This window comes from Arthrobacter sp. StoSoilA2, assembly GCF_019977195.1.
Classification (GTDB): domain Bacteria; phylum Actinomycetota; class Actinomycetes; order Actinomycetales; family Micrococcaceae; genus Arthrobacter.
This window is the reverse complement of record NZ_AP024643.1, coordinates 4,342,209-4,367,705: the sequence shown is the minus strand read 5'-3', so window position 1 is coordinate 4,367,705 and position 25,497 is coordinate 4,342,209. Positions and strand designations below refer to the sequence as shown.

26 protein-coding genes are annotated in these 25,497 nt (G+C 63.0%); 8 read left to right on the top strand and 18 right to left on the bottom strand.

Annotation, left to right across the window (positions count from 1 at the left end; all coding sequences use genetic code 11):
• Nucleotides 1–3: 3 nt before the first annotated feature.
• Together rhaI and LDN82_RS19935 are read right to left on the bottom strand one after the other, a co-directional pair.
• Nucleotides 4–1,185, bottom strand: a complete 1,182-nt coding sequence (gene rhaI, locus LDN82_RS19940; protein WP_224165566.1) for an L-rhamnose isomerase — start codon at nucleotides 1,183–1,185, stop codon at nucleotides 4–6.
• Nucleotides 1,182–1,547: an L-rhamnose mutarotase gene (locus tag LDN82_RS19935; RefSeq protein WP_224165565.1), complete on the bottom strand. Its 366-nt coding sequence runs from the start codon at nucleotides 1,545–1,547 to the stop codon at nucleotides 1,182–1,184. The genes rhaI and LDN82_RS19935 overlap by 4 nt, the downstream gene beginning before the upstream one ends.
• A gap of 125 nt (nucleotides 1,548–1,672) precedes the next feature.
• On the opposite strand from LDN82_RS19935, the gene LDN82_RS19930 reads away from it, so the two are divergent.
• The gene (locus tag LDN82_RS19930; RefSeq protein WP_224165564.1) at nucleotides 1,673–2,689 is read left to right on the top strand and encodes a LacI family DNA-binding transcriptional regulator; all 1,017 of its coding nucleotides are present in this window, start codon (nucleotides 1,673–1,675) and stop codon (nucleotides 2,687–2,689) included.
• A gap of 80 nt (nucleotides 2,690–2,769) precedes the next feature.
• Here LDN82_RS19930 and LDN82_RS19925 read toward each other — a convergent pair whose 3' ends face one another.
• The 7 genes from LDN82_RS19925 to xylA form a co-directional block, all read right to left on the bottom strand.
• On the bottom strand, nucleotides 2,770–3,666 hold the full coding sequence (locus tag LDN82_RS19925) for an aldose 1-epimerase family protein (RefSeq protein ID WP_224165563.1): 897 nt from the start codon (nucleotides 3,664–3,666) through the stop codon (nucleotides 2,770–2,772).
• Nucleotides 3,663–5,183 carry an L-arabinose isomerase gene (gene araA, locus LDN82_RS19920; protein WP_224167585.1) on the bottom strand — a complete coding sequence of 507 codons (1,521 nt, stop codon included), beginning with the start codon at nucleotides 5,181–5,183 and terminating at the stop codon, nucleotides 3,663–3,665. The genes LDN82_RS19925 and araA overlap by 4 nt, the downstream gene beginning before the upstream one ends.
• A 35-nt stretch (nucleotides 5,184–5,218) precedes the next feature.
• Complete coding sequence (locus LDN82_RS19915) at nucleotides 5,219–5,926, bottom strand: L-ribulose-5-phosphate 4-epimerase (RefSeq protein WP_224089380.1); 708 nt, start codon at nucleotides 5,924–5,926, stop codon at nucleotides 5,219–5,221.
• Complete coding sequence (araB, locus tag LDN82_RS19910; RefSeq protein WP_224165562.1) at nucleotides 5,923–7,626, bottom strand: ribulokinase; 1,704 nt, start codon at nucleotides 7,624–7,626, stop codon at nucleotides 5,923–5,925. Before araB ends, LDN82_RS19915 begins: the two co-directional genes overlap by 4 nt.
• 130 nt (nucleotides 7,627–7,756) lie before the next feature.
• Nucleotides 7,757–8,740 (bottom strand): LacI family DNA-binding transcriptional regulator, encoded by a 984-nt coding sequence (locus LDN82_RS19905; RefSeq protein ID WP_224091174.1) that lies wholly within the window; start codon nucleotides 8,738–8,740, stop codon nucleotides 7,757–7,759.
• Nucleotides 8,741–8,808: 68 nt separating this feature from the next.
• The gene (gene xylB / locus LDN82_RS19900; RefSeq protein ID WP_224165561.1) at nucleotides 8,809–10,239 is read right to left on the bottom strand and encodes a xylulokinase; all 1,431 of its coding nucleotides are present in this window, start codon (nucleotides 10,237–10,239) and stop codon (nucleotides 8,809–8,811) included.
• A gap of 110 nt (nucleotides 10,240–10,349) precedes the next feature.
• Nucleotides 10,350–11,537 carry a xylose isomerase gene (xylA, locus tag LDN82_RS19895; RefSeq protein WP_224165560.1) on the bottom strand — a complete coding sequence of 396 codons (1,188 nt, stop codon included), beginning with the start codon at nucleotides 11,535–11,537 and terminating at the stop codon, nucleotides 10,350–10,352.
• Between the two features lie 142 nt (nucleotides 11,538–11,679).
• Here xylA and LDN82_RS19890 point away from each other — a divergent pair, with 142 nt between their 5' ends.
• The 3 genes from LDN82_RS19890 to LDN82_RS19880 all read left to right on the top strand — a co-directional run bounded on the left by LDN82_RS19890 (nucleotide 11,680) and on the right by LDN82_RS19880 (nucleotide 14,350).
• Complete coding sequence (locus LDN82_RS19890; RefSeq protein WP_224165559.1) at nucleotides 11,680–12,882, top strand: ROK family transcriptional regulator; 1,203 nt, start codon at nucleotides 11,680–11,682, stop codon at nucleotides 12,880–12,882.
• Between the two features lie 132 nt (nucleotides 12,883–13,014).
• Nucleotides 13,015–14,130, top strand: a complete 1,116-nt coding sequence (locus tag LDN82_RS19885) for a YihY/virulence factor BrkB family protein (RefSeq protein ID WP_224165558.1) — start codon at nucleotides 13,015–13,017, stop codon at nucleotides 14,128–14,130.
• Entirely contained in the window at nucleotides 14,111–14,350 is a 240-nt protein-coding gene (locus LDN82_RS19880) for a hypothetical protein (protein ID WP_224165557.1), read from the top strand. The genes LDN82_RS19885 and LDN82_RS19880 overlap by 20 nt, the downstream gene beginning before the upstream one ends.
• Nucleotides 14,351–14,372: 22 nt before the next feature.
• Here LDN82_RS19880 and LDN82_RS19875 read toward each other — a convergent pair whose 3' ends face one another.
• From LDN82_RS19875 to LDN82_RS19860, 4 genes are all read right to left on the bottom strand, one after another.
• On the bottom strand, nucleotides 14,373–14,552 hold the full coding sequence (locus tag LDN82_RS19875) for a hypothetical protein (RefSeq protein WP_224089363.1): 180 nt from the start codon (nucleotides 14,550–14,552) through the stop codon (nucleotides 14,373–14,375).
• A gap of 273 nt (nucleotides 14,553–14,825) precedes the next feature.
• Nucleotides 14,826–15,665 (bottom strand): sugar phosphate isomerase/epimerase family protein, encoded by an 840-nt coding sequence (locus LDN82_RS19870; protein ID WP_224165556.1) that lies wholly within the window; start codon nucleotides 15,663–15,665, stop codon nucleotides 14,826–14,828.
• Nucleotides 15,662–16,876, bottom strand: coding sequence for a dihydrodipicolinate synthase family protein (locus LDN82_RS19865; protein WP_224165555.1), 1,215 nt, complete (start codon nucleotides 16,874–16,876; stop codon nucleotides 15,662–15,664). The genes LDN82_RS19870 and LDN82_RS19865 overlap by 4 nt, the downstream gene beginning before the upstream one ends.
• Complete coding sequence (locus tag LDN82_RS19860; protein WP_224165554.1) at nucleotides 16,876–18,045, bottom strand: Gfo/Idh/MocA family oxidoreductase; 1,170 nt, start codon at nucleotides 18,043–18,045, stop codon at nucleotides 16,876–16,878. Before LDN82_RS19860 ends, LDN82_RS19865 begins: the two co-directional genes overlap by 1 nt.
• Before the next feature lie 197 nt (nucleotides 18,046–18,242).
• Here LDN82_RS19860 and LDN82_RS19855 point away from each other — a divergent pair, with 197 nt between their 5' ends.
• The gene (locus LDN82_RS19855) at nucleotides 18,243–19,283 is read left to right on the top strand and encodes a LacI family DNA-binding transcriptional regulator (RefSeq protein ID WP_224165553.1); all 1,041 of its coding nucleotides are present in this window, start codon (nucleotides 18,243–18,245) and stop codon (nucleotides 19,281–19,283) included.
• A 187-nt stretch (nucleotides 19,284–19,470) separates the two neighbouring features.
• On the opposite strand, the gene LDN82_RS19850 is transcribed toward LDN82_RS19855, so the two are convergent.
• Nucleotides 19,471–20,244, bottom strand: coding sequence for a TIM barrel protein (locus LDN82_RS19850; protein ID WP_224165552.1), 774 nt, complete (start codon nucleotides 20,242–20,244; stop codon nucleotides 19,471–19,473).
• A gap of 63 nt (nucleotides 20,245–20,307) precedes the next feature.
• Nucleotides 20,308–20,646, bottom strand: coding sequence for a metalloregulator ArsR/SmtB family transcription factor (locus tag LDN82_RS19845; RefSeq protein ID WP_224165551.1), 339 nt, complete (start codon nucleotides 20,644–20,646; stop codon nucleotides 20,308–20,310).
• 67 nt (nucleotides 20,647–20,713) lie between these two features.
• On the opposite strand from LDN82_RS19845, the gene LDN82_RS19840 reads away from it, so the two are divergent.
• Together LDN82_RS19840 and LDN82_RS19835 are read left to right on the top strand one after the other, a co-directional pair.
• Nucleotides 20,714–20,839, top strand: coding sequence for an NAD-dependent epimerase/dehydratase family protein (locus tag LDN82_RS19840; RefSeq protein ID WP_224165550.1), 126 nt, complete (start codon nucleotides 20,714–20,716; stop codon nucleotides 20,837–20,839).
• A 26-nt stretch (nucleotides 20,840–20,865) separates the two neighbouring features.
• Nucleotides 20,866–21,642, top strand: a complete 777-nt coding sequence (locus LDN82_RS19835) for an NAD(P)H-binding protein (protein ID WP_346347102.1) — start codon at nucleotides 20,866–20,868, stop codon at nucleotides 21,640–21,642.
• On the opposite strand, the gene LDN82_RS19830 is transcribed toward LDN82_RS19835, so the two are convergent.
• Complete coding sequence (locus LDN82_RS19830) at nucleotides 21,639–22,493, bottom strand: LysR substrate-binding domain-containing protein (protein ID WP_223934726.1); 855 nt, start codon at nucleotides 22,491–22,493, stop codon at nucleotides 21,639–21,641. The two genes, LDN82_RS19835 and LDN82_RS19830, sit on opposite strands and share 4 nt — an antisense overlap.
• Nucleotides 22,494–22,646: 153 nt before the next feature.
• Here LDN82_RS19830 and LDN82_RS19825 point away from each other — a divergent pair, with 153 nt between their 5' ends.
• Nucleotides 22,647–24,032, top strand: coding sequence for an MFS transporter (locus LDN82_RS19825; RefSeq protein WP_224089353.1), 1,386 nt, complete (start codon nucleotides 22,647–22,649; stop codon nucleotides 24,030–24,032).
• Between the two features lie 75 nt (nucleotides 24,033–24,107).
• On the opposite strand, the gene LDN82_RS19820 is transcribed toward LDN82_RS19825, so the two are convergent.
• Both LDN82_RS19820 and LDN82_RS22605 read right to left on the bottom strand, forming a co-directional pair.
• A complete protein-coding gene (locus LDN82_RS19820; RefSeq protein WP_224165549.1) occupies nucleotides 24,108–25,283 on the bottom strand; it encodes a N(5)-(carboxyethyl)ornithine synthase in 1,176 nt (391 codons plus the stop codon).
• Nucleotides 25,280–25,414 carry a hypothetical protein gene (locus LDN82_RS22605; RefSeq protein ID WP_263422272.1) on the bottom strand — a complete coding sequence of 45 codons (135 nt, stop codon included), beginning with the start codon at nucleotides 25,412–25,414 and terminating at the stop codon, nucleotides 25,280–25,282. Before LDN82_RS22605 ends, LDN82_RS19820 begins: the two co-directional genes overlap by 4 nt.
• Between the last annotated feature and the right edge of the window lie 83 nt (nucleotides 25,415–25,497).

Genomic DNA, 25,497 nt, shown 5'->3' with positions numbered 1-25,497 from the left:
CTCTTATGCGCCCCATCCGGCTTGCTGGCCGCCTGCGCGGTCCTCGTTGATCTTCTTTTGGTAGCCGCTGGCCTTGTAGGCAGCGATCGGGTCGGCGGGCAGGCCGCGGGATTCACGCCACTCGGCCAGGACCGGTCGGACGTCGGTGTAAAAGGCATCATTGAAAATGCCGTTGGCGGCCAGGACATCCCCGGCACGCTGCGCTTCAGCCAAGGCTGCGGTGTCCACGAGCAGGGCCCGGGCAGTCATTTCCTGCACGTTCAGCACCGAGCGGATCTGGCCCGGAATCTTCTCTTCCAGGTTGTGGCACTGGTCCAGCATCAGGGCGACGCCGGAATCCTTCCCAAAGCCTCCACCGCGGATGACCTCGTGCATGATGCGGAACAGCTGGAACGGATCAGCCGCGCCCACAATGAGATCGTCGTCCGCGTAGAAGCGGGAGTTGAAGTCGAAGGAACCCAGCTTGCCCAGGCGCAGCAGCTGCATGACGATGAACTCGATGTTGGTTCCCGGGGCATGGTGGCCGGTGTCCAGGCAGACGAACGCCTTCTCGCCGAGGGCCAGGGTCTGGGCGTAGGAGGTGCCCCAGTCCGGAACATCGGTGTGGTAGAAAGCGGGCTCAAAGAACTTGTATTCCAGGACCAGCCGGTGCTCGTCGCCGAGGGCCGCGTAGATCTCCTGGAGGCTTTCCGCGAGGCGGTCCTGCCGGCCGCGCATATCGTCCTGGCCGGGGTAGTTGGTGCCATCGGCCAACCAGATCTTCAGGTCCTTGGATCCGGTGGCGTTCATGATCTGGATGCACTCAAGGTGATGGTCGATCGCGCGGCGGCGCACGGACTCGTTGGATGAAGTCAGGGAACCGAATTTGTACTCGTCATCCTGGAAGGTGTTGGAGTTGATGGTGCCCAGTCCAACACCCAAGCCCGCGGCGTACTCGCGGAGCTCAGAGTAGTCATCTACCTTGTCCCAAGGAATGTGCAGGGCCACAGTGGGTGCCAGGCCGGTGAGTTCGTGGACCTTGGCGGCGTCGGCGATCTTTTCCTGGACGGTGCGCGGAGTTCCCGGGGTGCCGAAGACCTTGAACCGGGTGCCCGAATTTCCGTAGGCCCAGGATGGCACTTCAATGGCCAGTTCTCCCAAGCGGCCAAGCGCCGACTCTGTGGCGGCCGACTCTGTGGTGTTCATGCTTGTTCCTTCTGCTGGGTTGCGACGGTGCTGGCCTTGGCCAGCTGATCCTCAAGATTGAAAACTTCTTCGACGATTTCGAATCCCTGGTCCGGAGGCAGCTCGCTGTTCGCGAACAAGGAGGCCATCTCGGCCTGCCAGCGGGCGTTGACGTCCGTTACGGCCATGCGGGCTTGGACGGCTTGGTAGTCATCGCATTCCAGGTACCCGATCAACTGGCCGTCGGAAGCCAGGAAGAGGGAGTAGTTGTTCCATCCCGCGTGCTTGAGGGCGTGCAGCATTTCCGGCCAAACGGCTGCATGCCGGCGCTTGTATTCGTCCATCAGCTCCGGCTGGACGGAAGATCGGAAACAGACCCTCATGTGCGGTTCTCCAGGTCACTCGTCTTTGAATCGTTTCATTTGTTACGATTCAAATTACCCTCGCAAGAACGGGGGTGTCAAGGCGTTTCCTGCAAATCGATGACAACCAGCGGAGATTGGAAAGCATGTCCCAAACAGCGAGCATCAAAGACGTTGCCACCCACGCCCAAGTAGCCGTGGGAACTGTTTCCAACGTGCTGAATTATCCGGACCGCGTATCGCAAAGGACCAAGGAGCGCGTCCTCAAATCCATCGCCGAACTCGGTTTCGTCCGCAACGACGCCGCCCGTCAACTGCGGGCAGGACAGAGCCGCACCATCGGGCTGATCGTGCTGGATGTGGGCAACCCGTTCTTCTCCTCCGTGGCCCGAGCGGCCGAGGACGCAGCCACAGCTCTGGGCAGCGTGGTGTTGGTAGGGGACAGCGGCCAGGATGCTTCCCGCGAAGCGCATTACATGGACCTGTTCCAGGAACAGCGGGTCCAAGGCCTGCTCATTTCGCCCGTTGGGGATGTTGGCGACCGGATCGATACGCTACGCGAACGTGGCGTGCCAACTGTCCTGGTGGACCAACTTGCTGACACCGACCGCTGCAGCTCAGTCTCCGTGGATGACGTAGAGGGCGGATATCTTGCGGCCCGGCACCTGCTGGACACGGGCCGCCGTCGTCTGGCTTTTGTCGGCAGCCCATCCATCCGTCAGGTAGCCAACCGGCTCACCGGTGCGCAGCGTGCTGTCGCAGAAGTAGCCGGGGCAACGATCGAGATCCTCGATTCCGCCGGGCAGACCGTCCTTGCCGGGCGTCAAGTGGGCAATGGTTTGGTGGAGCGGGCGCCAGCCGAAAGGCCGGAAGCCGTGTTCTGCTCCAACGATCTTCTGGCACTGGGCGTCATGCAGTCGTTGACCATGTTGCGCACTGTGAAAATCCCCGAGGATATCGCCCTCATCGGGTACGACGACATCGACTTCGCGATTTCCGCCGTCGTGCCTTTGTCCTCCATCCGCCAGCCCACCGAGGCCCTTGGCCGCACGGCGATCGAGCTGCTTGCGGAGGAACAAGAGAGCGGCGGCACCAAGCACCGGGCGGTCGTGTTCACGCCCGAGCTCGTGGTCCGCCAAAGCACAGCCGGCGCCGACAGTTAGCGCGCGGCGCACCCAAGTAAGTCGCAGTAGTGCGCGTTTTGACCGCTGAAAACGCGCACAAATGCGACTCAGTTGGGTAATTACAGGGCGTAGATGGTCCAGGACGCGCTATGCGATGCGCCGGGTTCCAGACGGATCAGGTCAGTGCCGCTGTTGAAGGCGTCGGGCGGGCACGTCATGGGCTCCACCGCCAGGCCGAGCCGGTTGGGCAGCGGCATAGGCTTGTCTGCCGTATGAATCTGCAGCCACGCGCAGCTTTCGTCCCAGGACATCCCGACGCCGGTGCCCGCCGGGTCGCGCAGCGAAAGCCGCGCCAAGCCGGCGTCGAACGCTATTCCTGTGAAGGCGTGGTCGATCTCAGTGGTGCCGATGGCGCGCGGGGTCCGGAAATCGAAAGCGTGGCCCTCAACTCCCACAACACCAACGGGCAGCAGCCTGTCAGGGGTGACCTCAAGGAAGCTATCCGCAGAAAAATCGAGGACCCATTGATCCAACGGCGAGGAACCGGCCACAAGATAAGGGTGCGGACACACGCCGTAGGGCGCTGGAGTGTCACCTGCGTTACGGGCAGTTAGCTGCGTGTGCAGCCCGGCCTCGTCCAGCACGTACCGGGCGTCAAGCTCCAGCACGAACGGATATCCCGGCGTGGGCCCAACAGTGCAGGTCAACGTGAGTGAACCGGCGTCGGACTCTTTCAGTACCCAATCCAGCGGGAAGGCGAGGCCGTGCAAGGATGTGCGCCGGTCCGGTTCGTTGACGGGCAGGTGATGCACCTTGCCATCGAAACGGTAGGTGCCATCCGCAATCCGGTTGGGCCACGGCGCCGCGATGATTCCCCGGTAATCCGGGATGGGTTCGCCGGCCGCAAAGGGAACCACGAGGTCGCGGCCCTGGAACTGCAAAGAACGCAGTGCCGCGGCCCGGGCTGTGATGACAGCCCGGTAGCCGCCGGACTGCAGCGTGAATTCCGTGCTCACAGGCCGCCGGCCAGCTTGTAGTAGGCCGCGTTCCAGTTCAGTTCCTTCTTGAACTGCTTGATGGTGGTGTCTTCGTCGATGGTCAGGAGTTCAGTCTTGGCGATTTCGGCGAAGTCCTCGAACACGTCCAGGCCCACCTGCGTGGACAGCACGGTGTGGTGGGCGGCGCCGGCAGTCAGCCAGGCTGCGGCCGACGTAGCGAAATTGGGCTTTGGCTCCCAGAGCGCGCGGGCCACCGGGAGGTTGGGCAGGGGCTGGTCGAGATCGACGACGTCCACCACGTTGGCTACCAAGCGAAACCGATCGCGCATATCGGACAGTGCGACCACAATGCCGGGGCCGGCGTCCGTATCGAACACCATGCGGACGGGATCTTCCTTGCCGCCGATGCCCAGCGGGTGGATCTCCACACGCGGCTTCTTCGCGGTCAGGGACGGGCAAACCTCAAGCATGTGCGCGCCCAGGATCTTCTCCGAGCCGGGCTCAAGGTGGTACGTGTAGTCCTCCATGAGCGAGGCGCCGCCCGGCAGCCCCGCGCCCATGACCTTGGCAGCGCGGACCAGGATGGCGGTCTTCCAGTCGCCCTCGGCGCCAAAGCCGTAGCCGTCGGCCATGAGGCGCTGGACTGCCATGCCGGGAAGCTGGCGGAGTTCGCCCAGGTCCTCGAACGACGTCGTAAACGCGGCCGAGCCGTTCGCCTCCAGGAAGCTGCGGAGACCGAGTTCGATCCTCGCGCTGTACCGCAGCGACTCGTGACGGGCGCCGCCCGCCTGCAGTTCCGGAACCACCTCGTAAAGGCGCTCATACTCCGCAACCAGGGCATCGACGTCGGACTCCGCGGCGCCGTGTACGGCGTCGGCGAGCTCGTTGACGGACCAGGTGTTGACCGAGACGCCGAAGCGCAGTTCGGCTTCGGTCTTGTCGCCTTCGGTGACTGCGACGTTGCGCATGTTGTCGCCAAAGCGTGTCAGTTTCAGTGTGCGGACGGCGGCCCAACCGGCCGAAGCCCGCTGCCACGCGCCCACTTGGCGGGCGATCTCAGGATTGCTGACATGCCCGACGACGGTCTTCCGCGGCACGCCGAGACGGGACTGGATGTACCCGAATTCGCGGTCGCCATGGGCTGCCTGGTTCAGGTTCATGAAGTCGAAGTCGATGTCCGCCCAGGGGAGGTCCCGGTTGGCCTGCGTGTGCAGGTGCAGGAGCGGTTTGCGCAGGGCGTCCAGGCCCTGGATCCACATCTTGGCAGGGCTGAACGTGTGCATCCAGGCGGTCACGCCGATCACGGAGTCGTTCGAGTTTGCTTCCAGCGCAGTGCGACGGATGGCGTCGGAATCAGTGAGGACGGGCTTCCACACGAGTTTGACCGGCACGTCCGAGGAATCGTTGAGGGCGTTGGCAATCTCCTGCGATTGCGAGGCGACCTGCTTGAGGACATCCTCGCCGTAGAGGTGCTGGCTTCCGGTGAGGAACCAGACCTCGTACTGATCAAGGGACGTGTTGTTGGCGCTGGGCATTTTCATTGCTCCTGAAAGTGTGGTGGACGTCCGCTTTAGCGGCCGTAGACGTTTTGGTAGCGGTTGTAGAGCGAGTCGATCTTGGCCTGGTCAATGGGGAGGGGTTCGCCGAGTTGCCGGGAGACGTGGACCGTCTTTGCCACTTCCTCGCACATCACGGCTGCTTTCACCGCGGACCTGGCATCCTTGCCGATGGTGAAAGGTCCGTGGTTCTGCATGAGCACGGCGGGGGAGTGGGAGTTCTTGAGGGTCTCCACGATTCCCTGTCCGATCGAATCGTCTCCGATCAGCGCGAACGGGCCCACGGGGATCGGGCCGCCGAATTCATCGCCCATCATGGTCAGCACGCAGGGGATCTCCTCGCCGCGGGCGGCCCAGGCCGTGGCATACGTGGAGTGGGTGTGCACCACGCCGCCGACTTCGGGCATGTGCCGGTAGACGTACGCATGCGCTGCAGTGTCAGAGGACGGCGAGAGGTCCGGGTTGCCCCAGTCAACGGTTCCGCCGCTTCCGATATTGATGCCCCGGACGGGAGTCCCATAGAGGTCCGTGACCACCATTTGCTCGGGCGTCAGCTCGTCATAGGAGACACCTGAGGGCTTGATGACCATGAGGTCGTAGCCAGGGATCCGGCCGGAGACGTTGCCCGCCGTCCAGACAACCAGCTTGTAGCGGGTCAGCTCGGCGTGGAGGTCGCAGACTTCGCGCCGGACTTTCGCAATGGTTTCAAGGAGCGTGCTCATGCGTTGACCCCTTCTGTGATGGCGGTGTGGGCAGCGCGCTGAATTGCCTTCAGGCGGTGCATGACGCTGTTGGTGCCGCGTCCGAAGTAGTCGTGCAGGGTGCGGTATTCCTGGAAAAGTGCCTCGTAGGCCCTGACGTTTTCAGGGATGGGCGTGTAGACCGCGCCCGGGGCAGCTGCCATGGATGCTGCCGCTTCGCGGATGTCCTTGTACTTCCCGGCGGCTACAGCGGCGTGGATTGCCGAGCCGAGTGCGGGTCCCTGCTCGGAGCCGATGGTGGAGAGCTGGAGGCCGGTGATGTCTGCGTAGACCTGCATCAGGAACTTGTTCTTCAGGAGTCCGCCAGCCACGATGAACTCCTTGACCGGTACTCCGGAATCACGGAATGCATCAACGATGGTCCGGGTGCCGAAGGCCGTGGCCTCCAGCAGCGCGCGGTAAGTGTCCTCTGGCTTCGTAGCAAGTGTCTGGCCCACTACGACGCCGGAGAGTTCGTGGTCCACCAGCACTGAACGGTTGCCTGAGTGCCAGTCCAGGGCGATGAGGCCGTGCTCGCCGATTGCCTGCTTTTCTGCGAGTTCGGTGAGGTATTCGTGGATGCCCAGGCCTTTGGCGGCCGCGGCTTGGTGGTAGTGAGGGGGGACGCCGTTCTTGGTGAACCAGCCGAAGATGTCTCCAACTCCGGACTGTCCGGCTTCATAGCCCCACAATCCGTCCACGATGCCACCGTCCACAACGCCGCACATGCCAGGCACTTCACGCAGGACGTCACCGTTCATGACGTGGCAGGTGCTGGTGCCCATGATGGCCACGAGCTGCCCAGGCTCGACAGCATTGGCAGCGGGTGCGGTAACGTGGGCGTCCACGTTGCCCACGGCTACGGCAATTCCCGCGGGCAAACCGGTCCAGGCCGCAGCCTCTTCCGTGAGGTACCCGGCGGCATCGCCCAAGCGGCCGATGGTGTGCTCAAGCTTTTCCGACACGAAGTCCTTGAACGCAGGGTTCAGCGCCGCCAGGAAGTCCTCGGACGGGTACTTGCCGTCCTGGAAGATGCCCTTGTAGCCGGCAGTGCAAGCGTTGCGTACGTAGCTGCCGCACAGCTGCCAGACGATCCAGTCGGCCGCCTCAACCCAGTGGTCCATGGCGCCGTAAACTTCGGGATCTTCCTCAAGCAGCTGCAAGCCCTTGGCAAACTCCCATTCCGAGGAGATCAGGCCCCCATACCGGGGAAGCCATGACTCCCCGCGTTCCTCGGCGAGCTTGTTAATGCGGTCGGCCTGCGGCTGCGCAGCGTGGTGACGCCACAGCTTGACGTAAGCGTGGGGACGGTCCGCGAAGCGTTCCAGTTCATTCAGCGGAGTGCCGTCCGCCGTCGTCGGGACCATGGTGCAGGCGGTGAAGTCTGTTGCGATGCCCACCACGTTGGCCGGGTTGATCCCGGCATCGGCGACGGCGGCCGGTACCGCGTTGCGCAGGACGTCGCGGTAGTCATTGGGCACTTGGAGCGCCCAGTCGGCGGGCAGCCGCTGGCCGGTTGTGGGCAGCCGGTCGGACACAACGGCGTGCGGGTATTCGAACACGCCGCTGCCGAGTTCGGCACCGTCCGAGACGCGCACGACGACGGCGCGGCCAGACAGGGTGCCGTAGTCCACGCCGATGACGAACTGTTCGTCGAGCGGGAGATTTTCAGTGGTATTCATGGGGTCTCCATCCGGCTGGCCAAGGCCTCATTGCCGGGGGTCGGGGTGGAAGAAATGAAGAAGGTCTGATGCAATTGTTAGCGCTCACAACTTTGATGTCAAGAGAGGGCCGGAGAACTGCGTGCTTCGGTTAGTTCGAGAGGGGCGCCGTGGTGGACCGGACAACGAGCCGGGGCTTCACGGTCACCGGAGTACCCGTAGTGCCGGTCTCCAGGCGATCAAGCAGCAGGCCGATGCAGCGTTGCCCAAGCTCCTCAAAGTCCTGGGCCACGGTGGTCAGCGGCGGGATGAAGTAGGCGGCTTCGGGTTGGTCGTCGAAGCCCACAACACTGATATCCGCGGGGACCCGGACGCCCGCTTCATGGAACGCCCGTAGCACCCCGAGGGCCATTTGGTCGTTGGCGACGAACAGGGCCGTCATGGAACGCTCAGCCGCGATTTTCAGGCCCTCGAGGTAGCCGCATTCAGCGCTCCAGTCGCCTTCGATCAGGGCGGCTGGTTCCAGGCCGGCCTCCCGCAGGGCATCCCGCCAACCCTCGGTGCGGGCAACCGCGTCAATCCAGTCAGCAGGCCCGGAAAGATGCCCGATGTGCTTGTGACCCAACCCGAGGAGGTGCTGTACGGCCAGGCGCGCTCCCTCGCGCTGGTCCACGGTGGCGCCGCTGAGGTGCTCGTCGCCGACAGAGCCCACTGCCACCAGCGGCACTTGAGCGGTGATGTCCTTGAGGACGTCAAAGGTTCCGGGGTGCGGCACTGTCACGACGATGCCGTCTACGCCTTGGTCCATGAAGTGGGCCATGGCGTCCTTGATGGTTTCAGGCGTGACTTCCCGCAAGCCCGCGACGCTGACAAAATAGCCTGCGTCCCTGGCTGCCTGCTGAACTCCGAGAAGGGTGTGGGACGGGCCGTACTGCGCCAACTCGCTTCCCAGCACACCGATGGTCTGGGAGCGCCGGGTCACCAGGCTGCGTGCAGCGGTGTTGCGGCGGTACCCAAGTTCAGTGATTGCCTGCTCAACGCGCTCCCGGGTCTTTGAGCTCACGTTGGGGTGGTTGTTCAGAACACGGGACACAGTTTGGTGGGAAACGCCGGCAACGCGGGCGACGTCCTCCATGACAGGAGGCCTGTTTGCTGCGGATTGTTCAGTGCTCACCCTGTCACGATAGAGCACATACGCGGCGATCAGCCCAAGGCGGCCTTGGCGGCGTAATGGCGGTACCTCGTCAGGAACGCCGGCGTCCCGGAAGTCTTCGACGCAGCAACCTCGATTCCTTCAAGCGGCCAATCGGGCAGCTTTCCCGTAAGGACGCCGGCCGCTTGCCGTGCAGCACCGTTTGCCACGTATTCCCCTGGAGCGGGCACGAACACCGGCAATCTGAAGACTTCAGCCGCAACCTGCTGCACAGCCTCGGACTGGGCGCCGCCGCCCACCAGGATGATGCGGCTGGCCGCCACGCCCTGCGCCTGCAGGGCGGCGAGGCCATCGGCCAAGGAGCACAGGACACCTTCGACGGCGGCCCTGGCCAGATTCGCGGGGGTGTAGTTGGAAACCGTGAGCCCATGGAGGGAACCTGTGGCATCCGGAAGGTTGGGCGTCCGTTCGCCTTCAAAATACGGCACAAGCGTCAGGCCGCCTGCACCTTCAGCGGCGGACAGCGCCAGCTTGCCAAATTCCTGTAAGTCCACGCCAAGCAACGCAGCGGTGGCATCGAAGATCCGGGTGGCGTTGAGCGTACAGGCAAGAGGCAGGTAGTTCCCTGTGGCGTCGGCGAACCCTGCCACCAGCCCGCTCGCATCCTGGGACGGGACCGCCGACACAGCGAACACGGTCCCTGATGTGCCGATCGAAATAACAACATCTCCCACTGCGGCGCTGACGCCCAGCCCTGCTGCGGCGTTATCGCCTGCACCGGGTCCGATCAGGGCACCGCCCGGCGTCTTGCCGGATGCTTCCAAAGGCCCGACGACGGCCGGCAGCACCGGGACATGGCCGAGGGTGCCTTTGAGGACTTCGGGGAAGTATTCGCCCGTTCTGGACGAGAAGTACCCCGTGCCGGAAGCATCGGAGCGATCTGTGCGGAGCAGCTCCAAAGAGGACGGTCCTGTGCCAGGCCCATGACCGGCCAAACGCCACGACAACCAGTCATGCGGAAGGCAAACGGCAGAAGTGCGCCGGGCATTTTCCGGTTCGTTTCGAGCCAACCACCGAAGTTTGGTGGCCGTCAGGGATGCCACGGGCACCGTCCCCGTGCTGGCTGCCCAATACGAAGCTCCGGCCGCGGCATCGCCTTGGCCGGCTTCAAGGATCAACTCTTCGGCGTCCAGCGCGGACCGGGTGTCATTCCACAGCAGCGCCGGGCGAACCACGTTTCCTGATTCATCCAGGCAGACCATGCCGTGCTGCTGGCCCCCGACCGAGACAGCATCGACGTCGTCCAAGCCGCCTGCCTGGCTGATGGCTTCCTGGAGGGCACTCCACCAGTGATCTGGATGGACCTCGGTGCCCTCAGGATGTGACGCGCGCCCCTGCCGCACCAGGGCTCCTGTGTCTGAGTCCCTGATGACCACCTTGCAGGACTGGGTGGAGCTGTCGATCCCGGCTACGAGAGGCATGCGTTTGTTCCTTTGCGGACTGTTCTTTTGGGGGACCGTCGCCGGGACTGGCAGCCCGGAGAAACGAGGAACCTTGTGGCCCCGGCGACGGAATTGCGAATGGCTGGTCTTTAGCGCGCGCCCAGAAGGTGCTCGATGGCGAGCTGGTTGAGGCGGACGAACGCGAACGAGCGCTGGGCGGCCTTGTCGGCGTCGAACGTTTCGAAGGCGCCGGCGTCAGCCAGGAGGTCGGTAGTGGTTTCGCCGGCGTTCAATGTGGGCTCGCCGAGTTCGAAGACGCCCGACGTGGCCAGCGCTTCCTGAACCTCCGGATCTGCGCGGAAAGCGAGGGCGCGTTCCTTCAGGAGCAGGTACATGGACATGTTGGACTTGGCCGATTCCCATACGCCGTCGTAGCCGTCCGTGCGGGAGGGCTTGTAGTCGAAGTGGCGGGGACCGTCGTACTTGGGCCCGCCGTTGGGGAAGCCATTCTCCAGGAGGTCCACCGTAAAGAAGGCGCTGGTGAGGTCGCCATGGCCGAAGACGAGGTCTTGGTCGTACTTGATCCCGCGCTGGCCGTTGAGGTCGATGTGGAAGAGCTTGCCGGCCCAGAGGGCTTGGGCAATACCGTGGGTGAAGTTCAGGCCCGCCATTTGCTCGTGGCCGGTCTCGGGGTTGAGGCCCACAATGTCGCCGTGTTCCAGCTGGGCGATGAACGCAAGGCCGTGGCCAACAGTCGGCAGGAAGATATCGCCGCGGGGCTCGTTGGGCTTGGGTTCCAGGGCAATCCGAAGACCATAGCCCTTCTCCTTGATGTACCCGGCGGCGGTGTCCACGCCTTCCTTCATACGGTCCAACGCCGCGGAGAGATCCTTGGAGCCGTCGTATTCGCTGCCTTCGCGGCCTCCCCACATCACGAACGTCTCGGCGCCCAGTTCAGCGGCGAGGTCGATGTTGCGCAGGATCTTGCTGAGGGCAAAGCGTCGGACGGAGCGGTCGTTTGAGGTAAATCCGCCGTCCTTGAAGACGGGGTGGCTGAACAGGTTGGTGGTAACCATCGGAACCTTGAGGCCCGTTTCGGCCAATGCGCCCTTGAAGTTCTTCAGGATGAGGTCACGCTCGGAGGCGCTGGCGTCAAAGGGGACGAGGTCGTTGTCGTGGAAAGTGATGCCGTAAGCGCCGAGTTCACTGAGCTTATGGACGGCTTCAACGGGGTCCAGGGCTGCCCGGGTTGCAACGCCGAAGGGATCGGCGCCCGTCCATCCCACGGTCCAAAGGCCAAACGTGAAGCGGTCCTGGGGAGTTGGCTGCGGGGTCATTGTTGCTCCTTTGCAAGGCGGCGGGGAGGCCATGGATAAAAAGCACTCCAATTAGTTTTCAATCTGAACTATATGGGGGATGATGGATCATGGTCAATGGAAGCCCGCAAAAATCTTTCAAGCCCTTGAGGAGGCTGCCAGAGTGAATGAGCAAGCGGCCCCGGGGCGCGTTGGTGACGTCCGCCGTCGTAATCTTTCGCTTGTCCTGGATTCGATCGCCCGCAACGGCGACGCCAAGCCCAGTCGCGCCCAGGTGGCGGCTGGAACGGGGCTGACCAAGGCAGCGGTGTCGAGTTTGGTCGCCGATCTCGTGGAGTCAGGCCTCGTCTCCGAGGTGGGCCTGTATCGCGATGGGGAGCGGGGGCGGCCAGGCCAGGGCCTTGAGCTCAGCTCCCGCCGGGGCGTTGTCGGAATGGAAATCAACGTCGACTATCTGGCCGTGGGCTTGGTGGACCTCGGCGGGAACCTGCGATTCAGTTCCACGGTGGAGTCCCGCAACCGCGGGCTCAAGCCGGGTGCCGTCATGGACGAACTGGGCGTGCTGGCCGGTCAGGCGAAAGCCGCAGCCGCCTCTGCCGGCATCACGATCCTCGGTGGTGGTCTTGCGGTTCCCGGCCTGGTTGATGAGCAACACGACATCGTCCTGTCCGCTCCAAACCTACATTGGGAGCACGAGCAATTGAATCCGCGGGCGTTGCTGGAGGACGCGCCGCTCGGTGTCAGGCTGTCCAACGAGGCAAACAGTGCTGCGCTTGGTGAGCTTTGGTACGGCGAAGGCCCCTCGGACTTCCTCTACGTTTCCGGCGAAGTGGGCGTTGGCGGTGGGGTCATCATCGGTTCTGAGCTCTACACGGGACCTGGCGGTTCCGCCGGAGAACTGGGCCACATCGTGGTGCATCCCGAGGGGCCTTCATGTTCCTGTGGAGGGGCTGGCTGCTTGGAAACATTCGCCGGCCAGGAAGCCATTTTCGAAGCTGCCCGCATCCCGGAGGGGTCTCTTGGCAGGCGAACCGAACTTCTGCTCGCCGCCTTGGCCGCCGATGAGCCGCATGCCAAGCGTGCAGTTCGGGACGCCGGACGGTACCTGGGCATCGCGCTCGCCTCTTCTGCGCGTCTGATGGACGTCGAAGCCGTGGTGCTCGGGGGGCACTTTGCCGTCCTCGCCGATTGGTTGAAACCGGCAGTGCTGTCGAGTTTGGAAAGATACGCACCGGGGCTGCTGAAGCCGGAAAGCCTCACAGTTTCGCGTTTGGAGCACAGTGGGACGCTGCTGGGCGCGGCGGGTCAAGTGATCCGCGCTGTCATTGAATCGCCGTCCGAATTCCTGCTGGGCAAACCCGCGTAGGGCACCTTTCCGCGGGGCGGTTTCCGGGATCCGCAGGATCTCTGCGCCTGGTTCTTCCATGCAATTCATCAGCATGCTTACTATTAAGTGGTCAGTTTGTTCGCGCATGCTCAACCCACGAACAGGTGTCCCATGAGTACTCAAAATTCAGCACACACCAGCACGGCGAAGGCGGGCAGTGCTCCCGCCCCTGAAGACGAGCGCAAGCCGGATAGTCTCAACGACCTGGTGAAGCCCACTTGGATGTATATAGCCAAGAGGACGCTGCGGGAGTTCAACAAGGATCAGTGTCCCGATGCCGCTGCCGGCCTCACCTACTATGCAGTGCTCTCCCTTTTCCCCGCGCTTTTGGCGTTGGTTTCCCTCATCGGGATCTTTGGCGACGCCGGGAAAACCACCAACGCGTTGCTGGACATCGTGCAGCAGTTCGCTCCAGGGCCCGGTGTTGATGCCATGCGGCAGCCCATTGAGGAACTGACGCGCTCCAACGCGGCGGGCTTTGCACTGGCCCTGGGCATCCTGGCGGCGTTGTGGTCGGCCTCCGGGTACACCACGGCCTTCAGCAGGGCGATGAACCGCGTGTACGAAGTGGATGAAGGCCGCGGCTTCATCAAACTGCGCGGGACGATGCTCGCCGTGACCGTCGTCGCGCTTGTGGGCGCGGCACTGGCCGCCGCGATGCTCGTCCTGAGCGGACCAGTGGCGGAGGCTATAGGTAAGGCAATCGGAATGTCCGACACGATCCTCACGGTGTGGAATATCGCCAAGTGGCCTGTCCTGATCGTGCTGGTGGTCATCGTCATTGCGGTGCTCTACTACTACACCCCCAACGTCAAGCAGCCCAAGTTCCGTTGGATGAGCCCGGGATCCCTCATTGCCCTGATTATTTTTGCCCTGGCATCGCTCGGTTTTGGCTTCTACGTTGCGAATTTCAGCAATTACAACAAGACCTACGGAACGCTGGCAGGCGTCATCATCATGCTGCTCTGGCTGTGGATCCTGAACATGTCGCTGCTTTTCGGCGCGGAATTTGACGCCGAAATGGAACGCGGGCGGCAATTGCAGGGAGGTATTGAAGCTGAAGAAAGCATCCAACTCCCGCCGAAGGATACCAAGCGCAGCGATAAGCAGCAGAAGCAGGAAGACGAAGTTATCCGCCGCGGGCAGGAACTTCGTGAGAACTACGAAGACGAAACACGCGCCAACGAAGCCCGGGAACGAAACGCAGATGCCAAAGACAAGAAGTGAAGCGCAGCGCGTCAACGGGTCCGGCACCACGCGCAGGAAGCTTAAGGCTGTTCGCGACGGCGACAGTGTGGAAATCCATGGTGAGGTTTTCCGCGTCAGCTCCGTCCAGCCCGAAGAGGGAACCCGGAATATCCGGGTGGAGTTACAAGCCAACGACGGCGGCACTCTCACCTTGATCGGTGTTCCGCGCGCGCAGGTCCACGTGCCCGCCAATCTGTAGCCGGGCTGGGGCTCCGCGCGGATTACGCCCCTGCAGGGAAGCCCTGGTCGGCGTCGTCCCACCAGCCCTCCCAGGCGCTGGACGACAGGCGCTCCGAGGCGAAGGTGGCAGCAGGCGAGTTTTCTTCAGGGGAATCGCCTGAGGAGCCGCTGTGGCTGCTGCTGGCGTCCAGGAAAAAGTTGAGAGTCTTCAAGAGCATCATGGTGGTGTCCTTTCAGTGGTTTCTTGGACCTCTTTGTCCAGGTGAAACCAGCGTAGGTGGCCATTGTTTCCTCTCATCGACGCAATGTTTCAGCTATGTACCACTTATCTAACATGGGCATTCCGCGCCTCCCCGCTGAAACAAAACGGTACGAAAAAGCGAGCCCCTGCCGTGACCGGGCAGGGGCTCGCTTGCTTTGGGGGCGGTCCTCCCGCGGAGCTTAGGGCATCCGCGGGAGGACCACGTTCTTGGGGTGTTGGGGTGTTGGGGTTCTTAGGCGTACGGGAGGACAAGCTCCGCGTAACGCTGCTTCATGGTTTCCAGGACCGTGTCGCCATCGGCGTCCCAGATCTCCTGGTTGAAGATCTCAACCTCAATGTCGCCCGTGTATCCGGCGTCGCGGACCCAGGTGCCGATCGTCGCGAAGTCAATGACGCCGTCGCCCATCATGCCGCGGGATAGCAGCGCGTCTGAAGCGATCGGCAGGTTGAAATCACATACCTGGTAGGAGGCAATGCGCTTTTCGCGCCCGGCACGTTCGATCTGCGCCTTAAGTTCCGGATCCCACCAGACGTGGAACGTATCGACGGCGACGCCCACAGTCCTGGCGTCGTACGGCGCGGCGAGATCCAGGGCCTGGCCAAGGGTGGAGATGAGCGCGCGGTCGGCGGCATACATCGGATGCAGGGGCTCCAGCACCAGCCGTACGCCGTTCTCCGAAGCGAACGGGACCAATTCTTCGAGGCGGTCGGCAACGCGCTGGCGGGCAGCAACCACGTCCTTCTCGCCTGGAGCAAGCCCGCCAACCACCAGGAACAGCTCCTGGGTGTCCAGCGCGACTGCTTCGCGGACGGCTTCGAAATTGTCGGCCAGCGCCGCAGCCTGACCTTCAGCATCAGCCGCCGTGAGGAAGCCTCCCCGGCACAGGGACGAAACCCGGAGCCCGGCGTCCTTGATGAGCTTCGCTGCTTTATCCAGCCCAGCCTCGGCAACACGGTCACGCCACGGTCCGATCGCGGGAATGCCGGCGCGTGCACAACCGTCAACGGCTTCGGCAAGAGTCCACTTCTTGGTAGTTGCGCTGTTCAGCGAGAGTCTGGAAAAATCGCTCATGCGCCCACTCCGTTAATCCTCAGATAATCGGACATCCGGAATGCTGCCAGTGACGGGTCCTTCAACAAGCCGGCCTGATCGGCAAGTTCGAAGGTCTTGGCCAGGTGCAGCACAGATCGTCCCGAGTGCAGTCCTCCAACCATCTGGAACCCGGGCTGCTTGCCGTTGAGCCAGGACATGAACGCGATGCCCGTCTTGTAGTAGAACGTCGGTGCGCTGAAGATGTGCTTTCCGAGCTCACGCGTAGAGTCCAGGATGGCCCGACCTTCTGCACCTTGGCCGGCGTCGTACTTCTGCAAGGCAACCGAAGCAGCGGGGTAGATGGCAGCGAAGATGCCCAGCAAGGCATCGGAGTGGTGCCTCTGGTCGCCGTCGATCAGCTCCGGATAGTTGAAGTCGTCGCCCGTGTAGAGACGGACTCCTTCCGGAAGGTTGGCGCGGAGGGCGACCTCATGGGAAGCGTCCAGAAGCGAGACTTTCACGCCATCCACCTTGTCCGCATGCTCGCGGATCAGGCTGACGAACGTTTCAGTGGCCACGGAAACATCATCCGAGCCCCAGTATCCGGCCAGCGCGGGATCGAACATGGTGCCCAGCCAGTGCAGGATGACCGGTTGGTCAACTTCCTGCAGGAGCGTCGAGTAGACGTGCAGGTAGTCGTCGGCGCCGCTGGCCACCTTGGCCAATGCGCGGGAGGCCATGAGGATAACCTTGGGGCCTGCTTCGCTGACGACGGCGATCTGCTCGCGGTAGGCATCGATGACGGCCTGGATGCCGGCCGCGCCTTCAGGGAGTGCACTGATATCCAACTGGTCCGTACCTGCGCCGCAGGAGACAAGGTCCCGGACGGACTTGCCGGCCGTTGCTGCGTTGCCCGCTGCCACAACGGAAGCTGCCTCGGCACCGGTGCGCTTGATGAGCTGCTGGGTAGCTGCCCAGTCCAGGCCCATGCCGCGCTGCGCGGTATCCATGGCATCAGCCACCCCAAGTCCGTAGGACCAAAGCTCATGGCGGTATGCCAGCGTGGCATCCCAATCAAGCTGCGCCGGAGCGCCGGGGGTGTTGTCAGCAGCGACCTCAGGGATGACGTGGGCTGCGGCGTACGCGCGGCGGGCCGTCAGCGGGGCGCTCGGCTTGACCCACGCAGTGGCGGGCTGGAGGCGGTACTCGCGGGTGCCGCCGTCGTTGGTGGGAAGAATGAGTGACGTCATTAGAGGGTGATCTCCGGGATGTCGATGGTGCGGCGCTCTGCGGAGGACTGCAGGCCGAGCTCGGCAAGCTGTACGCCGCGAGCTGCGGAGAGCAGGCCGAAGCGGTGTTCGCGGCCGGCCACCACGTCGCGCAGGAATTCTTCCCACTGCAGCTTGAAGCCGTTGTCCAGTTCAGCGTTGGCCGGAACTTCCTGCCACTGGCTGCGGAAGGATTCGGTGACGGGCAGGTCCGGGTTCCAGACCGGCTTGGGCGTGTGGGCGCGCTGCTGCGCAACGCACTTGTTCAAACCGGCGACGGCGGAACCGTGCGTACCGTCGATCTGGAACTCGACCAGTTCGTCCCGGTAGACGCGGACGGCCCAGGAGGAGTTGATCTGGCCGATGACCTCGTCGCCGGCCGGGGTTTCGAGTTCGAAGATGCCGTAGGAAGCATCGTCAGCGGTGGCCTTGTATTCCTTGCCGGCTTCATCCCAACGCGCGGGGATGTGGGTGGCGGTCTTGGCGTTGACGCTCTTGACCTTGCCGATGATGCCTTCGAGCACGTAGTTCCAGTGGCAGAACATGTCCGTGGTCATTCCGCCGCCGTCTTCCTTCCGGTAGTTCCAGGACGGGCGCTGGGCTGCCTGGACGTCGCCTTCGAAGACCCAGTAGCCGAATTCGCCGCGGATGGAGAGGATGCGGCCGAAGAATCCCTCGTCCACGAGGCGGCGGAGCTTGACCAGGCCGGGGAGGTACAGCTTGTCGTGCACGACGCCTGCGGTGACGCCGGACTCCTTGCCGATTTGCGCCAGCTCGATTGCTTCCTCGAGGGTCTCAGCCGTGGGCTTCTCGGTAAAGATGTGCTTGCCGGCGCGCATGGCCTTCTTCAAGGTGGCGGCGCGAAGGCTGGTCATTGAGGCGTCAAAGACGATGTCCACCGTGGGGTCGGCGATGACGGCGTCCAGGTCCGTGGACCATTCGGAGACCTTGTGGAGTTCGGCGAGCTCACGGATCTTGGCTTCGTTGCGGCCAACCAGGATCGGTTCCACCTGAACCTTGGTGCCGTCTTCGAGCGTGAAGCCACCGGCGTCGCGGATGGGGAGGATGGATCGCAGCAAGTGCTGGCGGTAACCCATACGGCCGGTGATGCCGTTCATGGCGATGCGGATCGTCTTTGTTTCGTAGCCCATGTTTTCTCCAGGTCCTTGTGTGCCGGCCGCTGTGCGTTGCCGGTGTTTGCAATTCGAGACGTTGGGAAAGCGCATTCCCGTTGCATCGATCATGCACTATGCCCAGCCGGGTTGGCAAGCGCTTTCCCAAAAATGGGTGAAGACTGCCATAATTTCTTTAGCGCCAGTCTCGAAGGCTTGCAGAAAAGGAGGGCCTCGTGGCCGCCAGCACATTGAGTGAAGTTGCCCGTTTGGCAGGGGTCTCCCTTGCCACGGCGTCCCGTGTCCTCAACGGTTCCACCCGTAAGCCCGCAGAGGATATCGCGGAGCGCGTCCGTGAGGCCGCGGAAAAGCTCGGCTACGTCCCCAATGCCCAGGCCCAGGCGCTTGCAAAGTCCAGTTCGGAACTCATCGGACTGATTGTCCACGACATCGCCGACCCCTACTTTTCGGCCATTGCCCGCGGCGTCCAGGAGGCGGCTCGCCAACAGAACCGCATGGTCCTGTTGGCCAGCACCTCCGGCGCTCCTTCGGATGAACGGGAAGCTGTGGCAGCCTTCGCGGCCCGTCGCGCAGATTCAATCGTCATCGCCGGTTCCCGCTCGGCACGGCCCGAGGACGAGCAGGGCAATGTGGAGCTGGCTGCCGAGTTGGATCGCTATTGCCGTAATGGCGGGCATGTCGGCGTCGTAGGTCACCCGATCGTGGGCTCCACTACCGACGAGGGCTACCACGTGGTTGAGGTGCCCAACGAGGACCTCGCCGCGGAGCTCGCTGACCAGTTGGCTGCCGTGCATGAGGGCGCCTTCGTCGTTGTTGGCGGCCCTGAAGGGCTCCTGACCTCCGATGACCGGATCCGCGGCTTCCAGCGCGGACTCGCCGACACCGGCCGGCACCCCGCCGAGGTTATCCGTACAGGCTTCAACCGCGCGGGAGGATACGACGCCGGGCTGGCGCTGGCCGAACGAATCAAGGCCTCCGGCGAACGCCTCTGCATCTTCGCGGTGAACGACGTCATGGCCATCGGCGTGACAGCCGCATTGCGGTCACAGGGCGTGTGGATTCCCCGTGACGCAAACATCGCTGGTTTTGACGACATTGAAACACTGCGGGACTTCCGTCCCGCCCTGTCCACGGTGTATCTGCCGCTGGAGGACATTGGAAGGCTTGCGGCCGGCGACCCTGATGGCGGCTCTGTGGTTGGCTCCGTCAAACTCCGCCGAAGCACCGAGCTGCCTGTGGAGAACCAAACAGCCTAGTTGCTTGCAGTTTTCGTGAGCGTCGCGGTCGCAGGCCGTTGGCCAACCTGGCGCAGGTCCAAGCGTGGATCTGGTTTTCTCGGCGTCGTGCGGTGATTACACATTTGTAGCGATACCGCTAGGAATATGTAATCGGCGCAAGTGATGCCAGTAAGCTTTCGACCGCTCCGAGGCCGTCGAAGTGGCGTTAGTCTTCCCCGAGCGTAATGGTGTGCAGGAAAGCGGCGTCGTTGAGCACGTTGTCCGGAAGGTCATCCTCAACGAACTCCAACATGATGTCCATGTCCTTGCCGTTGCCGCGAAGGACATCGGAGACGGTCTGCCACAGGAGCTTGCGCGACCTCAGCGGATGGCGTTCAGCCTCAGGTCCCCAGGAAAAGCAGTGGACGCCCACCAGATGGGGGAGGACTTCGTGCAACGACTCCAGCGCCTGCTGGTCGGAAAGCCCGACGGCGGGCTGCCAGTAAGTGCCGACGTTGGCGTGGTTCACACGCCGCAGGAGCTCAAGTGTTGTTTCGGGGGAGTCCGTGAGTGTGTTGCCGTGGTACTCGAAGGCGATTGCGGTCCCTCGTGCCGCGGCCAGATCGGCGATGCGCTGCGTGTCCTTAACCACCGCGTCCCAGTGCTCCTGGCTGGCGTCGGTTGAACCAAGCTCCCCGGCCCAGACCCGGATCCGACGCGCGCCGAGCGCGGCGGCGAGGCTGAGGACGGGCTCGAAATCGCCGAAAGCTCCGGATCGGTAATAGGAACCGAGCGACATGACGCTGAGGCCTGCGGCCTCGGTGGCCTCCTTGGCATGGGCAGCGGATGTGGCGTCACTGACATGGACATCAGTGCCCCACTCGATGCCTGCCAAGCCCGCGTCGGCAGAAATGCGCACGACGTCGTCTATCCCCAACTCCCGCAGGGTGACGGAACAAATGCCGGGCGTCAGGTCCGCCAACGTCGTGAAATCGATCATTTGTTCAGGATAACTGGAATGCGCTTACCCAGTAAGGTTGTATCGCCTGTCGAACACATCACTTCAGGCCTCAGATGAAATCGACGACGAGCGTGAGGTGTTGCGCTTCCGGACCTCACGCAACACGATCTGCTCCGGGCAGACGGTCGAGAGGAAGTCGCCGACTGAGAGGGCGAGCCGCTCGCCGACGAGTGAGTACAGGATGCGGTTGGCGTCCCGCCGTTCCGCGATCAGGCCTGCCTGGCGGAGCACGCTCAGGTGGCGGGAAATAGTTGGGCCTGTGGCGCTGAATCTCGCAGCGATCTCGCCCGCAGCCAACTCGCCGTCCTTGAGGTCCTGAAGAATCTGCCGCCTCGTAGGATGCGCGAGTGCGGCGAAGATGTCGGATGCCGTATCTGCCATGTTTGCAATATAGCACGATTGCTATATACAGTTTAGCTTCATTGCTAATAAGCGAAGGAGCAACGTCATGCGTGTAGCTATTACCGGTGGTACCGGGTTTGTTGGCCGTCACTTGGCAGCACGTCTAGGCAGCGAGAACACAGTGGTGATCTCTCGGCGGACAGGAGTGCAGATCGACGATGCGGATGCCTGACGGCGGCATTCTCCGGGTGTGAGGTCGTGGTGCACTGTGCCGGTATCAATCGAGAGATCGGAGACCAGACCTTCGATCGCGTACACGTCGACGGTACCCGGGCTGTGATTGAGGCCGCCCGACGAACGGGTGTGAAGCGGATAGTTATGCTGAGCTTCCTCAGGGCCCGGCCTGACTGTGGATCGCCCTACCACGAGACGAAGTGGGCCGCCGAGGAACTCGTCCGGCGGTCCGGGATCGACCACACCATCCTTAAGGCGGGCATGATCTACGGCCCTGGTGATCACATGGTGGACCACGTGACTCGGGCCGTGCGCACGTGGCCGGTTTTCGCCACTGTCGGCTATCGTGAGCGGACAGTCCGCCCGATACCCGTCGAGGAAGCCGTCAACGTATTGATTGCTGCCCTTGAGGGGCGGATTCCAAGCCCGACGGTCGCCGTTGTTGGAGCCGAAGAGCTGGAACTTGGCGCGGCTGTTCGTCGGATTGCACAAGTCGCAGGCAGGCGCCCTGTCTACTTACCCGTCCCGGTGTGGGCCATCCGCCTACTTGCGCAGCTCACGGAGTGGACAATGGTGGTCCCGCTTGTTGCAAAAGCACAAGCACAGATGCTCGCAGAGGGTGTCAGTGAACCCTCCCCGTTCGCGCCGGAGCTGCCGGAGGAAATTCGCCCAGTTCTGAGGTTCGATGTCGATCGGATCCATGCGGCGCTGCCTGACGGTCGATTCGGTCTGAGTGATCTACGAATCGCACAATGGTGGGCCGGGCAACGCCGTCACCAGGCGGGCCGGCCCAGTCGTTAGTTCGACTTGCTCAGCGCCCGGCCCATGATCGCCTGGGTTAGCGCATCAATGACTTCGGCGTTGGCCAGGGGATTGCGGATAAGCGTGAAGTCGACATCTCCCACGGGAGGCAGGTCGAATCGTTGGGTGATGACTTTGAGGTCTTCGGGAACCAGGGACGCCGGCATCACGGCTACGCCAATGCCCGCCCGGACTGCGGCCAGTACGCCGCTGATCTGCTTGGTGCTGCACGTGATGCGCCACGTGCGCCCGGCGGCTTCCAGGGCGTCGATGGCCAACTTCCGGCTCAGGCTTGGCGCGGGGTATGCGATCAGCGGCACGGGCGCGCCCGGCTCCAGGACGGTTTGCTCAACGCCAACCCACGCGAAGTTGTCATGCCGGACCACGGTGCCTTCCTTAGCGCCAGCCACCCACTTCACGAACACGAGGTCCAGCTGGCCGGCGTTGAGGCGTTTGTAGAGTTGGTCGCTTTGGCTGACGGTCAGTTCCAGGTTGATCTGCGGATACAGTTGCCGGAATTCGCGCAGGATCCGCGGGAGCCCTGTGATGGCGAGGTCATCCGCCGTGCCAAACCGGAGGCGGCCCCGCATTGCGGAACCGGAAAAGTATCGTGCTGCGGAGTCGTGGGCGGCAAGGATGCTGCGGGCAAAACCCGCCATGGCGTCACCGTTGTCCGTCAGCCGGACTTCCCGGGTGTCACGGGCCACCAGGACCCGCTTGGCGGCGGCTTCAAGCTTGCGGACGTGCTGGCTCACTGTTGGCTGGGCCAACCCCAACCGCTCGGCCGCCTTGGTGAAACTCAGCGTCTCTGCGACGGCCAGGAAGGAGCGGAGCTGGACAGGTTCAAACACGGAACTCCTCGGGAGGGTGGAAAAACTGCGAAAGCGCGGGAGCGTCATTGCAATCCGCAATGCTAGTTATAGGCGTAATACGCTTCCATAATTGCTGCTGGCAACCATAGCGTTAAAGGCATCCCACCGAAACTCTCGATCCGAGGACTACCTTTGGCACCCCCACCGCCTTCAGCGGCAAACGTCAGCCAGCCCGTCATCGATTCCCTGTCCGCGCCGCAGACGCCGGACACCGTCACCCAGCCACTCGCCGTCGTAAGCGAAAAGCTGCCCTGGCGGCACACCTTCATCTCCTTGAAAGTACCTAACTTCAGGATCTTTGCAATTGGCCACTTCATCGCCGTGATTGCGATCTGGATGCAGCGCATTGCCCAGGACTGGATGGTGCTCCAGCTCTCTGGTTCCGTCACCGCGGTCGGAATTACCGTGGCGCTGCAATTCATGCCGTCGTTGTTCCTTGGCCCGTGGGGCGGCATGATGGCAGACCGCTTCGCCAAGCGAAAGATCCTCATCATCTGCCAGTCCGCGGCAGCCGTGCTTGCTGCAACCTTGGCGGCGCTTTCCCTCAGCCAGCGCGTAGAAGTCTGGCACGTCTACGCGATCGCCCTGGTCCTGGGCTTCGTGACCGTCCTGGACCAGCCGGCGCGGCAGGTATTCGTCAACGAACTCGTCGGTCCCAAGTACCTGCGCAACGCCATCAGCGTGAACTCAACAACCTTCCAGCTCGGTGGCCTGATCGGCCCGGCACTCGCGGGATGGCTGCTCACCGCCGTGGGTGCTGGTTGGGCATTCGCGGCAAATGCAGTCGCATGCTGCTCCACCGTGGCCATGCTCTTGATCCTCCGCAAAGACCAGCTGCATCTTAGCCGGCCGACGCCCCGCAAGAAGGGCATGCTGCGCGAAGGCCTCCAGTACGCGCTCAGCAAACCCACTATCTACTGGCCATGGTTGATGGCCGGGTTCGTGGCTGTTTTCGCAATGAGCCTCCCGGTGCTGCTGGCGGCCTTCGCGGACCACGTGTACGACGCCGGGGCCGGAGGCTACGGCCTGCTGAACGCGATGGTTGCGCTCGGTGCTCTGATAGGCGCGGTTACGTCCACGCGGCGCCGTCAGCTCCGGTTGCGGTCGGTGGTGCTCTCGGCGGGCTTGTACGGCTTGATGCTCTGCCTATCGTCCGTGATGCCGTCCATGGTCTGGTTCAGCGTCTCCATGGTCCTGGCTGGATTCTGGTGCCTCATGTTCCTCACGGCGGCAAACCAGATGGTGCAGACCAGTTCCAACATGAGCATTCGAGGCCGGGTGATGAGCCTGTACTTAGTTGTGCTCATCGGCGGCCAGGCAATTGGCGGCCCCGTCATGGGGTGGCTGGCCGAGCACCTGGGGCCGCACCTGGCCATTCTTGTGGCTGGCGGTGTGCCGGCAGCGGCGGCGGCTGTTGTCGCCGTCGTGCTGGCCCGGAAGGCTTCCCTGCACATCAAAGTGGACCTGCGTGACCGGCGTCGAGTGCTCCGGATCGTGGACCGGACACAGACTGCATAGCGGTAAAAACCGAAAGCAAGCAGAAAGGCAGTGCCTGCGGGGAGCCGCAGGCACTGCCTTCTTGCTGTGGAGCCTTTAGCTTACGGACGCTTCCGCCGCAGCCGGCAAGTGTGGGTACTCCGCGGAGCGTCCCTGGAACTCGAGCACATCCGTGTTGCGGATGACGCCGTCGCGAATCTCGATCGCACGGGAGATCGTCTCATTGGCCTCCCACGCCTCCGGACCTGCGGCCACAGTCTCCAGGAATGGCAACAAAGCCTCGCTGATCTCCCAGCTGGCCGAGTTCCACAGGTAAGAAGGGCTGTGGTCAACGGCGTAGTAGTTCACGTGCCCGCCCACCCGGAACATGGGTTCATCGAACGTTGTGGACCTTGCCCAGCTGAATCCCATCCCGGGATCGCAGGACACATCCACGATCAGGCTGTCCGGCCGGAAATCGGCCAGGTCCTCTGTCCGCAGATACGTCAGCGGGGAATTCGGATCCTGCAAGGTGCAGTTGACCACAATGTCCGCGGCAGCAAGGAACGGGGCCAACGGCTTGCGACCACCGTCTGTGATGACTTCGCTCAGGAAGGGTGCATTGTTGTCGTGGTCGAACTGCACGATCCTCACTGAGTGGATCGGAGATCCCACCGCGGCGACACCCCTGTTCGTCAGGACCTGGACATCATGGACGCCGTGCGCATTCAACGCTGTCACGGCTCCGCGGGCAGTGGCGCCAAAACCGATGACCACTGCTGTCAGGCGACGACCGTAATCACCCGTTGAGCCGGTCAAAGCCAGGGCATGCAGCACGGAGCAGTATCCGGCAAGCTCGTTGTTTTTGTGGAAGACGTGAAGTCCGAAGCCGCCGTCGGCAGCCCAGTGGTTCATGGCTTCGAAAGCGATGAGAGTTAGCTTTTTATCTATCGCGAGTTGGGTGATGGCCTCGTCCTGGACGCAGTGCGGCCAACCCCAAAGGGTCTGCCCGTCCCGAAGTTCCGCAAGATCCTCGACCTGCGGCTTGGGCAGCAGAATGACGTCGTTCCCGGCGATGAGCTCCTGCCGGGTCCCCAGCCCACCCACAAGCCCGGCGAGTGTGCTGTCCGGAACACCAAAGCGTTCGCCGTAACCATATTCAAGGTGGAGCCGTTGGCGCAGTTCCGGAGCAATGCGCTCAAGATGTTGAGGGTGGATCGGTAGCCGTTGCTCGTTGGGCTTCAGCGAAGAACCCAGGACGCCAATGCTTAGCGGACCTTGCGCCCCACTCACTTTTTATGGCCGGTTGCGGGTTTCGCGGCCGCAGTGTCGGGCGTCTCGGCGGCCCGTTTGTCCGCGCGCTTTTCCTTGATGGATTTACTGGATTTCTTCGATGCAGCTTGGCGCGGTGATTTGTCGCCCATGATGGCTCCCTAGAGCGGAGCCGAAATGGCTCCTGACTCCTGACGATACACCCCGCGCCTGAGCAGCTTGGTATCGGGCTGAC